The 12,808-nt window shown below is 57.7% G+C and carries 6 protein-coding genes and 2 pseudogenes; 4 read left to right on the top strand and 4 right to left on the bottom strand.

Going from position 1 to position 12,808, the window contains the following annotated elements; translation table 11 throughout:
* Positions 1–134 precede the first annotated feature (134 nt).
* Together ACLIKD_RS00475 and ACLIKD_RS00480 are read left to right on the top strand one after the other, a co-directional pair.
* A complete protein-coding gene (locus tag ACLIKD_RS00475; RefSeq protein WP_226472287.1) occupies positions 135–713 on the top strand; it encodes an SCO family protein in 579 nt (192 codons plus the stop codon).
* A 124-nt stretch (positions 714–837) separates the two neighbouring features.
* Entirely contained in the window at positions 838–2,139 is a 1,302-nt protein-coding gene (locus tag ACLIKD_RS00480; RefSeq protein ID WP_428826719.1) for an ATP-binding protein, read from the top strand.
* 136 nt (positions 2,140–2,275) lie between these two features.
* On the opposite strand, the pseudogene ACLIKD_RS00485 reads toward ACLIKD_RS00480, so the two are convergent.
* A pseudogene (locus ACLIKD_RS00485) lies at positions 2,276–2,709 on the bottom strand (IS5 family transposase); the annotation flags it as partial.
* Between the two features lie 919 nt (positions 2,710–3,628).
* Here ACLIKD_RS00485 and ACLIKD_RS00490 point away from each other — a divergent pair.
* Entirely contained in the window at positions 3,629–4,621 is a 993-nt protein-coding gene (locus ACLIKD_RS00490) for a lysylphosphatidylglycerol synthase transmembrane domain-containing protein (protein ID WP_428826720.1), read from the top strand.
* Between the two features lie 4 nt (positions 4,622–4,625).
* Positions 4,626–5,408: a glycosyltransferase gene (locus ACLIKD_RS00495; protein ID WP_428826721.1), complete on the top strand. Its 783-nt coding sequence runs from the start codon at positions 4,626–4,628 to the stop codon at positions 5,406–5,408.
* Between the two features lie 363 nt (positions 5,409–5,771).
* Here ACLIKD_RS00495 and ACLIKD_RS00500 read toward each other — a convergent pair whose 3' ends face one another.
* The 3 genes and pseudogenes from ACLIKD_RS00500 to ACLIKD_RS00510 all read right to left on the bottom strand — a co-directional run bounded on the left by ACLIKD_RS00500 (position 5,772) and on the right by ACLIKD_RS00510 (position 12,808).
* Positions 5,772–8,204: a YfhO family protein gene (locus ACLIKD_RS00500; protein ID WP_428826722.1), complete on the bottom strand. Its 2,433-nt coding sequence runs from the start codon at positions 8,202–8,204 to the stop codon at positions 5,772–5,774.
* Between the two features lie 592 nt (positions 8,205–8,796).
* Positions 8,797–9,002 (bottom strand): annotated as a pseudogene (locus tag ACLIKD_RS00505) (transposase); the annotation flags it as partial.
* A gap of 131 nt (positions 9,003–9,133) precedes the next feature.
* The gene (locus ACLIKD_RS00510; protein WP_428826723.1) at positions 9,134–12,808 is read right to left on the bottom strand and encodes a translocation/assembly module TamB domain-containing protein; all 3,675 of its coding nucleotides are present in this window, start codon (positions 12,806–12,808) and stop codon (positions 9,134–9,136) included.

Here is a 12,808-nt window from a genome sequence, read left to right on the forward strand (position 1 = left end):
ACGACCGGGCAACCAGGCATTGCGCCTTGCTGTCGTGGCTCGCTGAATCGGCCATCCCCTTCCTCCCTTGTGAGAAGCGACGTCAGCATTCAGAATCGGATACATTTACTTAAGTTCAATTAATTTATTCATTGATGATTAATCGCCTGGGCATACTGTTGTGTTGTCTGCTGGCATTTGCCTGCAGCCGGGAAGCGCCCGTCTTTCGCGCGACCGATCTGACCGGCGCCACGTTCGGCCGCCAGTTGACCCTGCCCGATCACAACGGCCAACTGCGTTCGCTGCGTGATTTTCGCGGCCAGGCGGTGGTCGTCTTCTTTGGCTATACATCCTGCCCGGATATCTGCCCGGGCACCCTGGCCCGCTTCGCGGAAGCGATGAAGGCGCTCGGGCCGGCCGCGGCCAAGGTCCAGGTGCTGTTCGTCAGTCTCGATCCGGAGCGCGATAGTGCCGAACGTCTGAAGGCCTTCGTGCCCTGGTTTTATCCCAGCTTCCTCGGCTTGCGCGGCGATGCCGAGCAGACCCGCGCCGCCGCCAGCGAATTCCGCGTCTTCAGCGCCCGCAAGGAGGTTGGCGGCGGCCTCGGTTACGTTCTCGACCATTCGGCCGGCGCCTATCTCTACGACCCGGCCGGTCGTCTCCGGCTCTACGTCAAGGATGGCGCCGCCGTCGCCGACATCGTCGCCGATTTGCGCCTGCTGCTCGCCGACTAGCGGCCAGCCGTCCGGCGGCCAAGGTCGAGGCTGTCGATCGCCGGCGCCGCACGATTCTTTGACAACGCAGCATAGTCATGTATGCTCGTCTGGTATTTTTGATATTTTTATGGGATACGGTGCGATGCAACCGGAACGTCAGCGCCTCATTCGTTCATTGTTCGACGAATACATCGAGATGTACGCCTCGCGCGACCAGCGCCTGACGACGCGCTTCAGCGAAAACTTCAGCGGCTACGCCGGGAGCAGCGACCAGCTGGTCACCGACCGGGAGGAGTGGATCCGGGTCACCCGCCTTGATTTCGCGCAGGTGCCCGGGCGGATCCGGATCGAAATGCTCGACCTCGCGCCGCAGGATCTGGCCGAGGATGTCGTCGCGGTCACCGCTTTTTTCCATATTCACCTGCCGCAAAACGACCCCGTTCTGGCGCGCGAGACGGCTCGCCTGGTGCTGGTCTTCCGGCGCGAAGGTGAGGCCTGGATGATTGCCCACAGCGGGATTTCGATCCCCTTCGGTCTGGCCAGAGAGGGCGAGGTCTACCCGATGCGGCGCTTGCAGGAACGCAACCAGGAACTGGAGGCACTGGTCGAAGAGCGCACGCAAGCACTGAAAGTGGCCAATGACGCGCTGGCGGCCCATCGCTGCCATCTGGAAACCGAGGTCGAACAGCGCACCGCCGCCCTCTCCATTGCCAAGGAAGCGGCCGAGGCCGCCAATCGAGCCAAAACCACCTTCCTGACCACGGTTAGTCATGAGCTCCGTACCCCGATGAATGCCATCATGGGGATGACCACGATGGCGCGCAGTCATGCCACCGACCCGACGCTGATCCACCGGCTGACGGTGATCGACGGCGCCTCGCGTCGCCTGCTGGCAGTGATCAACGACATCCTCGACATCTCGCGACTGGAGGCGGAACGCCTGACCCTGGAATGCAAGGACTTCAAGCTGGCCGACATTCTGGAAAGTATCACCGGGACACTCGGCCGCAAGGCCGGCGACAAAGGGCTGCAACTGGCGGTTCATGTACCGCCGGAAGTCAGCAGCGCACCGCTGCGGGGTGATCCGCTACGCCTGGAGCAAATACTGCTCAACCTGGCCGATAACGCCGTCAAATTTACCGAGCAGGGCCGGATCAACCTGCGCGCCGGGCTGACCGAGCTGGGTCCGGACAGCGTCAAGTTGAGCGTCGAAGTGCAGGACAGCGGCATCGGCATCGCCGGCAAGGACATCGACCGTCTGTTCTCCCTCTTCGAACAAGGCGATGGTTCGCTGAGCCGCAAATATGGCGGCACCGGCCTTGGCCTGGCGATCAGCAAGCGTCTGGCCCAGTTGATGGGCGGCGACATCCGGGTAAGCAGCGAAGCGGGCGTCGGCAGCACCTTCTCGCTGACCGTTCGCCTCAACCGGGCCGCCGGCAACTGAGCGCCGCGCGGCGCCAAGCGCTGTCCCGCGGCTTCCGGGCTTTGCCTATGTTGAAGGAGGGCCTTAGTCGGACCGAATTGGGTTCTTCTCTCAGAACCTGTTCATGGTCTTCTGAGCAAAAGCGTGAGGAAGGTGACTTTAGGCTGGTATTGAGCTTCCGTTCGCAGTTTTTCCATAAACGGCGGCATTTCTCAATCCAGGCAAAGGATCTCCAACCACCCAGCGCCGCGTCATGACGGCGCAAGTATGTAATTCGCTACGTTTAGCGATTTCAACCTGAGCGCCGAGTAGTTCTTTAACGGTACGGAAAAGTGGCTGACCGACATACCCGCTATCGGCAAGGATGCTGTGAACAGCACTCAAATCAGCAGCGAAGCAGTCAAGCGCAAGCAATGCACCCTTGCGATCTGTCACATCAGCCGTCGTGACGGCAATCGCGTGGGGCAAGCCCTGAGTATCGACGGCAATGTGGCGCTTGATTCCCGAGACCTTCTTGCCGGCATCGTAGCTCTTTTCTCCTGCGCTATCTATATTCTTGACGCTCTGGGCGTCGACGATCAAAAAGCTCGTCGAGAATTTGTGCTCCTGTCTTGGACGAGACTTTGGTCTCATGATCCCAACTGATCATCAATGGCTCCGCAATGTGGGCAAGCGGTCGCTACAGGTAGCTGAACAGGGGGGCGAGGCGCGGAAGCCAACTCTCGACCCATCAAGTCCCGAACCAGTCGCTTCTTCTGCTCTGGCGTGAGTTGTTTGATCTGGTCGAGTAATTCGATAAAAGCCACGTGACGCATGATTTACCTACCTTCGGTAGAATCATGCTTTTTATATAGTTTGCTTCTACAGCTAATTCAGACAGAGCCGTTATCTGAGGCGAGAGCCGAGCTCCAAGCACGTTATTGCCAGAGTTAATCGACGAGTACATTTCAGAAGCCAATCCAGTCCGAGTGATTGATTCTTCATCGGTGAATTGCCTCTCGGCCAGCCACTCCGACGCTGCGAAATCCAATCGCTCAAACCCAACAAAACGGCGCTGCCTGAAAGTCGATGCGGCCTGGGGGCAATCCGACAGGCGATAGACGTGATCTTGGGGGGAGATGCAAGCCTGATTCGCTTGCGCAACGTTGCCCAGAACTTCTCCTTCCTGCAACACCTCGGCTTGAATCGCTTTTGCGCCGACCAATCCCGCTCATCTCGCGAACGCTTTGCATCCAAGGGAGATTTGATGCTCGAGCTCTGAGCGGAAATGCCGTGTGGGTCTTTAATATTCGATGCTGAGTTATAAATTTTCCCCTATAATGCACCACTAAATTTTGTGGTCTTGTCATCCAGTTTTCGCTGTCAAACATTTTCTCGCGGATTGTTATGCTGAGGCCGCCTCCGCAGGCTTTAAACCTACCGTTTTGATATTGGCTTTATCTGGCGCTTGAGTGTGTCATTTTTATTAGGAAATCGAAACTGTAACTATATTTAGTAGGCTTACTTCGATATGAGACGTCTGATAGGACGATATATTCCCACGATAGTCAAGACGGCAATTGCGGCGGGTATTTTTTATTTCTTACTCGCGAAAGGCGTTATCGAATTGCAGCCTCTGGCTGAGCTTTTAGTCCACCACAACTTGGCAATATTGAGTGCGATTTTGTTGATGGGCGGCTTGCTGGTTGGGGCGTCTCGTTGGTGGATCTTGCTGCGTTCAGCGGAAATCCCAATGAGTCTGCTGAATGTCGTTCGATTGTATTTGATTGGCGCGTTCTTTTCTACTTGGCTGCCTGGTGCCGCAGGAGGAGACATGGCGCGGGCGCTTTACGTTGTCAAAGGTCTGGAATCCCGACGTTCAACGGCAGTACTCACGATAGCCTTGGATCGGGCGTTTGCCCTTTGGGGGCTTCTAGGTATTGCTGCGATGCTTGCCATGAGCAACTGGCAGAGCAGGGAACTGCAGCCTGTTCTGGCCTATTACATCTGGTTGATTACAGGAGCTATCTTAGTTTGCGCCGTTGGCGGCCTTGCCGTTTATTTTATTGCGCGCTTCGTACATATCCCGGTATGGCCAAGGTGGGCTGCCAAGGCGCGCCCAATTGCGCATCAATTAGGTAGGGCTATTGTTCTCATCGTTGGACATAAGGGAGCGATGCTATCTTGCGCGACTCTTTCAATTGCCGCAAGCGGCTTGGTAGCCTTAGGTATCGTTATCATTAGCAGCGCTTTCGAGTTCGGCCCAGCCCCATTGGTGGCTGCGTTGGCTGGGGTGATAGGTAACATTTCATCCGCCGTTCCCTTGACACCTGGAGGCTTGGGTGTCGGCGAGGCTGTATTCGCGAAAATATGTCTAGAGCTTGGTTCAAATGTTGGACCCTACGCGACAATATATCTGGCGTTTCGTATTGTTATGGCTGTTGTTGGTTTCTGTGGAGCTTTATTTTGGCTGACTAAAAATTTTCCAGCCTGCCCAAAAACAGATTTATGCAAATCGGATTAAATAAATGCTTGAAATTATGCACTCGCAATCCAACCCCCGGGTCAATATAAAAAGTGTTGATCTGACTATAGTAATTCCCTGCCTAAACGAGCAGGAAAACATTTGCCAAATTCTTGACCAAGTTCGAGATTTGATAACCAAACAGAGCTTCACGTCAGAAATCGTTGTCGTGGACGATCAGAGCGACGATCGCACTCTTGAGTTTGCAGAAGAATGGGCGAACACTCGTGGCAAGGATTGTCTGATATCGTTGGTTAAACGGCCATTACGACGTCGCGGTTATGGTGCCGTCGTTCGTTACGGAGTTGCTCAAGGCTCTGGGCGCTATTGCATTTTTGTGTCAGCAGATGCCGTTGACCCAATCCATCTCATTCCTGAGTTATACCGAAATATGGAAGATGGCTGTGTTATGGCTCAGTGCTCGCGATACTTAAGCGCAGGGGATGATTCAACGATTCCGTTTAAGTATAAATTTTTCCAATATTTTTTCCGGCGCGGGGTCTTTCTTGCCCTCGGTCAGCACATACCAGATTCGACATACGCCTTCAAAATGTTTCAGCGAAAGGAAATGCTCGGGGTTGGGCTCAGTCAGAATCGATTCAGCATTTCTCCTGAAATCACGTTTAAATCGATCCTTCGCGGCGGCCGCATCTCTTATGTGGCCGGAGCCCAGGGGACGCGAGAGCGAGGTGTTTCAAAGTTCATTTTTAGAAAAGAAGGACTCGGCTTCAGCTACTGCTTATTGCGAGCTTTTCTTCATCGATTCAATCTTATCTATTGGTTCTAGGAATCAGCTGGCTGCCCCAACTAAGGATTGTCAGAACAAGCCACCGTTTTCCGGCGGGCTGTCATAAAAGTGATTGAAACGGGCGATATTTTATTGTTTGCTGCAGGAATATAGGGAGCATACCCCCTGTCGCCGACACCGTCGGGCAGCAAGGGCAGCAATCCTCGCCCGCTTCTTGGTCGGCGTAAGGATGGCAACTCCGTTTTTCTTTTCGAAGTGAGAGCCGGCCCCGGAAATTCGGACAACAGGATAAGTGATAGCCTCAGGGCACCTCAGATTGACTGAAAACGGGGGAGGTGCCGGGTTTATGACAATATTTCTATTTTCTCAAATGAGCCAAGATGACGGCTGCTTATGAAGAGTTTACCTAGCATGGACGGATCGTGTTTTTTTGATGAGAACTACCAGTAGCGTTCCCAGAACAAAAAACAATACAATTGTTGAAAGGATAATCGCGATGGGAAGTGTCTTTGGCGTGTACCACATCTCGATTTGAAAATCGCCCGTGGGCACATTGATGCCGCGGAATGTGCCTTGAACTTGCAATATCTTTGTTTCTTTACCATTTACCTGTGCTCGCCAGCCAGAATGCCAATTATCGGTAAGCACGACTAAGCTTGGTTGCGAGGCAGTTCCCTGAATGGTGACAGCGGCGTTTCGATATGAAGAGATTTTAACGGCGGTGACGCTATTAGCCCGGATATCTGGAGATAGGGTGATTTCGCCATTCTCTTCAATCTGTGGATTTAGTATAAAAGCTCTAGGGAAAACATGAGGGTTTTCAATAACTGTTGTGAATTTAGAAACGTGCACGACACGATAACCATCTCGCTTAAATTCATTGATATATTCGAGGTTGGTCGAAGGTAGAATGATGAATTTTACCCCCAGTAGGCTGACCATCCACCAATTGTAAAAACTGAGGTGTTGATCTTTGTGCGGAAAGGCCAAGGATAGAAAATCCCCCCACTGATACTGTTTCGGGAGTCCCTTAGTCATCTCGCGGAAATAATGAGCATACCCTGGCAGATATCCTGGATTAAGAGAGGTTACCTCTTGGATTTGATAGGCGGAGCCGGCCTCCATTGACGTTGCATATTGCCCAAGTGTCATTGTGCGCGCAAGCCCAACATTTGCTTTCAAAAATGCTACATCGCTGGTTGGCTTCGTGAATATGTCGTGTGGCGCATACCTGATAAATTTTGCGTCAGCGATGAGTTCCGCGAACATTAGTACCATCAGTACTGACGTTAAATAAATCCGGTACTTCACGAACCGTTGAGAGAGCCATAAAATAAGAAGCAATGCTGTGCTCAAAAGGGCGATGAGCACAAGCGAAAACTGCTTGAAAGGCAGATTTGGTGAGTGTAGTCCGTAAATATGTGCCGCAAGGGCTGCACCGAGCGCGGCAAACCCAATCATTATAAAGGGGAGGCATGATACAAATGATCCTCGAAGCGTGTTATCCGTTCCGAAGGCTACAAGGAAAATTAGCGACACACTCACGGCGACAAGAATATATTGCTCACCCAAGTTCCTCAGGATAGGCAACATATTGGCGATTTCTGTGATGCCGGGTACTCCAAACACTCGGAACAGCACAACGAATACGATAAAAATGTTGATCACCATCAGTGGGCGAAGCCGATCCGCATCGCTCCGCCATGAACAGGCCGCAAGCCCTAAGCCGATTACCCCATAATGAAAAATTGTATTCCCCGCGACTTGCTGTACCCCAACGTCAGCCGCGCGATAAGATTCAAAGAAGTGCGATGGACTGAACAAGGATAGCAAAGCGCTCCAAGAAGCTGTCCAAAAAACGCGGTGGGTATAGCCTTCCAATGTTCCCGTCACGGCTATGTTTTCGATGACGGGAAGATAGATAAATGCAAGTCCGAGAAATGCCACAATCCCTACTAAAGCCTGCGTGCCAAGCGCATCTAGGATGCGTTGGATTCTGTTCGGATTCTGCCATGAGATAGACAAGGAAAACCCCGCGGTGCAGGCGACGATCACCAATATTGATGAAATTGTTGTGGGTAAGAAGGTAAAGGACATTAGCGCCATATATGACGCCGTTGCGGCAGCAAAACTAAACCGGGATCGTCGTTCTATGAGAACAAAGGATGAGTATAGGCAGAGCGGTATAAAGGCGTAGCTTTGAGCGACATTTGAGCCGACGTTCGCGACAGCGAAGCCGTTAAGTAGATAAAAAATTGCAGCCGTAATTCCGGCGATAGGGTGGAGGCGAAGCGGTCCTTCGCACATCCTCAACACAAAAAAGACACCGATCCAATAAAAGAACAGGGTGAGCAAATCATAGACATGGGTGCCACCGCCTAATGCCGCATAAGCGAGCGTGAAAACCGAAAATTTTAAGTCGACTAAAGTCTCTGGTCCCAAAGCCCCGGCTGATGAGTAAGGGTTCCAGTAGGGAGAGTTGAACGTTGCAAAGTTGTAACGCATGAACTCCATCATTGGCTCGGACTGGAAAAGCGCACCGCCGGGGTCGTTTAAACCAGAGGTGTACCAGGAAAGATGCTGGGGAACCGGGTAGACTTCTGTCCTCTCTGAATGATCAAAAACGCCCCATTGATGATCAGTCATGCGGAACGTCGACCCCGTAAAAACCACATCCGGAAAGACGAGACAGATAATAGTCAGCGCAATTAAAGCCTGTCTCAACATGGGCGAATTTGTCCATTTGAGACCAGAGAGCCAGTTTTTTAAGATACTCATTTTTAACAAAATTGTTACTAAGGTCCAATATTCTATCCTAGCCGACATGGCGTTCATTGAGTTCGCGCAAGGACGAAATAGATACATATAAAAATATTCAACGCATATCTCTGCATATAACGATCCTCTACCGTAGATCCCGCTAAAAATGCTTAACGTTTCATAACTTAACGCGACGGACCGTAAGTTGCTGGTCTTTTTGCTGAACGTGGAATTCGCTACAAAATTGATTATTGTGCCGTGCGATTCGTCGTAGAATCGCCGCCAATTCTCTGCGTTGAGCCTTAGCCGAGGCTCGAGAGCAATGACATTTGCATTAATAAATGCCTAACAAGCTGTTGAAAAATGTCTTGTCCGGGTACGAAACGGGATTTCAGGGCGATTTCGTCCTTCCTTCACTTTTTCGGCAACCAAAAGCTATCGAAAGCGCTCGAGTAATGGCATCGGGCGGTGAGTGAATTTTTTAACACCACTGTTAAATTGGTACCGTGAAGACATTCAAATGAACGTTATCCGTTGCTTGTGTTTTTGGATTCTCTGAACAACTGGTTATTTTTGGTCTAGCAGCCTGTCGGATTGCCCCCAGGCAGTACCGTTTTGTTGGGTTTGAGCGATTGGATTTCACAGCGTCGGAGTAGCTGGCGGGTGGTCAGCCCGCCAGGGCCGCCATCCGGCGGATATTCCAAGCCATCGTGACGAGATTCCATTCGCCACCGGTCAGTTGCAGTCCTCGCAGCAGAAACTGCCGGAGCCGCATCACCGACTTGATGATGCCAAACCCGGTTCGACGATCTGTTGGCATAGCCAATACAAAGCCCGCCCCGCCCAGGTTTGCAGGCGATGGAGCATCTGATCAAACTACCCGGCAGTTGCATCGAGCGGTGGTGCAAATTCGGGGGGGCGTCGAAGGCTTCGGAGCGTCTAGAGATTCCGGGGCGATTCATCCAAACCGCCAGACCGACCCAATTTGCGGCGGGACCTCGGACTTATCTGGAATCACCCGTTTCAGGCCGCGCAGCAGGGGGCGTCCGCTCGTTTTTGCCACGGCCGAAAGTCAGCGTGTAGAAAATATCCAGCGCATTGTCGCTGCCGGCCCGGCCGATCAGCGAAATCTGTCGCGTCAGGTTGACCGTCAGCTTGACGATGCTTTCGGCCCGGCCGAGCGATTGCTCGTAGGAGAGCAGGGCGTTGGCCGACAGGCGTTTGCCGACGCTGAGGATCTGGTTGCCGGTGGTGGCCGCCGTATCGACCGTGCTGCCGGCCACCCGGCTGCTCAGCTGGCGGCTGCCGGTACTGCCGATGTCGCCCTGGCGGACGCCGAGTTCGTCGATGCCGAAAGTCGTTTTCAGTTGCTGGACCAGATTGCCCGAGTTGTTGCCGAGCAGGCCGCTGGCTGCCGAGAGCAGCACCGTCGCGTCGCCGGCGCTCATCTGGTCGGGGCCGTGGCCGAGGACCAGCCAGGCGAGCTTTTCGGCGTCCGGCAGTTCCGGGTCGGAGACCAGTTTGACGATCGGCCGCTGGACGGTGCCGGCGATCTGGACACCGGCCTCGACGCTGAGGCCCTTGCGCATGGCGCGGACGTCGAGTGCCGGGTTGTCGAGCAGGCCCTGGAAGGTGAGGATGCCGCGCTCGATGGCGAGCTGCTGACCGTAGGCGTCGAAACGCCCGTCGCGGGCGCGGATCGTCCCGCTGGCCCGTGGCAGGTCGCGGCCGGCGGCCTGCAGCCGGATGTTGCCGGCCAGCCGGGTCGATAGACCGACGCCGTTGAAGAAGAAGTTCTGGCCGAGGTCGGTGCTGATGTCGAGATCGAGTTTCGGGCGCAGCGTGGCGGCCGCTTTGGCCGCGCCGGGGCGCTTGATGATGACGTCGCTGGACAGCCGTGGCGCGCCGCTCGGGGCGAGTTGCCAGTAGCCGGCATCGACCGCCAGCTTGCCCTTGGCGCCGAAGGTGTCGCCCTGCCAGGTCAGCCGGCCGTCGCCGGAAACGGCCACCCACTGATCGGGCAGTTGCCAGGCGCCGAGCCGGTCGAGGTGGAAGTCGAGAAAGCCGCTGTCGGCGCCCTTGCTGCGGTCGATCTGGGTTTCGCCGGATATTTCGAGGCGGCCCGGCTGCTCCGTCAGTTTGGTCACTGCTTCGCGGCCGGCCTGGCGTAGCGGCCGCGGCATGTTTTGCAGCAGGCTGTCGAAAGTCAGCTGGCGAACGCGCAGCAGGTTGTTGTCGAGGTCGATGACCAGTTCGCCGCGCGTCAGGTTGAGGCCCTGGTCGGGCCGGCGCAGCGCCAGTTTCTCGCCGCGGAAGCGGCCGTTGGCCAGCGGCTGGGCCGGGCTGCCGCTCAGCTTCAGTTCGCCGAAGAAGCGTCCGGCGCTCTGCCATTCGTCGCCGATCAGTTCGGCCAGCCAGCCGAGGTCGGCGATGTCGGATTTCAGGCTGCCTTGCCATGGCGCCTGCTGATTGAGCGCCCAGGCGCCCTGCATGCCGGCGCTCAATTGACCGTCGATCTGGCCGACCCGCGAGCCGCGGGCGCTCAGGCTGGCCCGCAACTGGCGCGGGTCGGCCGCGGCCTGCAGCGTGGCCCGCCAGTCGAGCGGGTCGCCGGCCAGCTGGGCCGGCCCGAAAGACCATTGGTCGGCGCCCAGTTCCAGCCCGGCAGGGGCGGTCAGGCGGACATTGCGGGCCGCCTCGTGGCCGCGCAGGCTGGCCTCGAGCAGGCGGCCACGCCAGGTCGGGCTGTGCGGGTCGATGCTCAGTCCGCCTTCGGCCGTTGCGCCAAAGGCGAGCTGACCGGTCAGCTCGCCGCTGGCCCGCAGCCGGTGCGCCTGGTTGCTGCCTTCGCCGTGCACGCGCAGCTGTCTGGCCAGTGCCGGTTGGGTTGGCGTGGCGAGCTGGGCGATGGCCAGGTCGATCAGCAGCGGCGAGTCGGGCTGACCGCCGGCTTCCGCCGCCAGCGTCAGGCCGCTCAGCCGGCCGAAATCCGGGTGACCGAGCAGGGCCGCCTCGGCGCGGGCCGCCAGTTTCGGTTGCTGGACCGTGCCGCTCAGCGCCAGTCGGCCGCTGATGCCGCCTTCCAGCCCGTAGGGCGTCAGCTGGTTCGCTTCGATGGCGATGTTCAGCGTGTCGCCGGGGCGGCCGAAGGCGCCGCGCGCCTGCAACGTGTTGGCGCCGACGGCGAGCGCGATGTCGGCCTGCGGAATGCGCGGCCAGTCGATGCTCAGCTTGCCGTGTCCGGTCAGCGGCTGCCTGGCGAGCTGGCTGTCGGTCAGCGCGAAGCTAGCCGTGACGACCGGGCGCGGTGCCAGCTGACCCTGTGCGGTCAGCTGGGCATTGATCCGGGCAGCCGGCACCTTGGCGAAGCGGCTCGGATCGAAATGGCTGAGTTCGCCGCGGGCGGCGAATGCCAGCTTGTCGTTCATCGCCAGTTCGCCGCTGGCGGCCAGTCGGGCATCGCCGGCGCCGATTTCCAGGCGGTCGACGCTGATCTGCTCACCGGCATGGCTGGCGGCGGCGCGCAGGGTGAACTTGGGATCTTTCAGGTCGAGCTTGATGGTTTGTCGATTGGCGGCGAGGCTGGCGGTAATTGGCCCGGTCAGCCGGGTTGGCCGCAGTGTCGAGACGATTTGCGCCGCGTCGAGGTTTTGCGCAGCGAGGTCGAGGGCCAGCGCGCCATTCGCCCATTGCCCGTGGCCGCTCAGTTGGCCCGGGCCGCTCAGCCTGGCCTGGAGATTGTCGATCCGGGCGCTGGCGCCCTGCCAGTCGAGGCGGCCGGTAAGGCTGGCCAGCGGCAGGCGCTGGCGGTCGAGCGGGCCGGGCTGCGGGTTGCTCAGCGTGAATTCGCCGGCCACGCCGTCGCCTTGCGGGGCGAGGTCGGCGCGCAGGCTGAGGCGGGCTTTGGGCGCTGCACGGTGCCAGGCGGCCGGATCGATATTGGCGAGGGCGATGCGGGCGCTGGCAAAAGCGGCCGGCGCGAAGGGCGTCAGCACCATCTCGGCCTCGCCTTCGAGGCCCTGGCGGGCGACGGCCTGCAGCGCCAGACGTTCGAGCCGGCCGGCGGCCTGCACGGCAAGGGCCAGCGGCTGCTCGGCGAGCTGGCCGGTGAGTTCGGCGCCGGCTGCGAGCAGCAAGGGCGGGGCGCCATCGAGCGTCGCCTGGCCGCTGACGGCGATATCCGCGGCGCGCGCCCGGAAGTCGCTCAGGCGATGGTGGCGACCATCGCTGCTCAGGCGCCCGGCGATGTCGCTGGCGGTCAGCAGGTTGCCGTAGTGCAGCGCGGCGATCAGCACGTGATCGATGTCGACCGCCAGCGGCAGCCGCAGGTCGGTCGGCGGCGGCGTCGGCGCCGCGCTCGGGGCGCTGACGATGTGCAGCTGCTCGATACGCAGTTCGGCAATCGCCAGGCTGCCGCGTAACAGCGCGGCGGGCGACCAGTCGACATGGATCTGCTCGGCCTGCACCTGCAGCTCCGGCGTTTGCCAGCGTAGCGCGGCGATCTCCAGCGGGCCGAGCAGGCGGCCGCTCGGCTGGTCGATCTGCAGCCGGCCGCCGCTGGCGCTCCCGGCCAGCCGGGCCAGTTGGTGCAGGCCGCTGGCGCTGCCAGCCAGCCAGACCGTGCCGCCGGCAATGGTGGCGAGGAGCAGCGCGGCGCTCAGGACAAGGGCGCGGCGCAT

The organism is Azonexus sp. IMCC34842 (assembly GCF_050368855.1).
Classification (GTDB): domain Bacteria; phylum Pseudomonadota; class Gammaproteobacteria; order Burkholderiales; family Rhodocyclaceae; genus Azonexus; species Azonexus denitrificans_A.

Excerpts from the sequence above, each read along its gene's own strand:
- ACLIKD_RS00490 (WP_428826720.1), top strand. The coding sequence starts at position 3,629 with ATGAGACGTCTGATAGGACGATATATTCCCACGATAGTCAAGACGGCA.
- ACLIKD_RS00480 (WP_428826719.1), top strand. The coding sequence starts at position 838 with ATGCAACCGGAACGTCAGCGCCTCATTCGTTCATTGTTCGACGAATAC.
- ACLIKD_RS00510 (WP_428826723.1), bottom strand. The coding sequence starts at position 12,808 with ATGCGCCGCGCCCTTGTCCTGAGCGCCGCGCTGCTCCTCGCCACCATT.
- ACLIKD_RS00495 (WP_428826721.1), top strand. The coding sequence starts at position 4,626 with ATGCTTGAAATTATGCACTCGCAATCCAACCCCCGGGTCAATATAAAA.
- ACLIKD_RS00500 (WP_428826722.1), bottom strand. The coding sequence starts at position 8,204 with ATGAACGCCATGTCGGCTAGGATAGAATATTGGACCTTAGTAACAATT.
- ACLIKD_RS00475 (WP_226472287.1), top strand. The coding sequence starts at position 135 with ATGATTAATCGCCTGGGCATACTGTTGTGTTGTCTGCTGGCATTTGCC.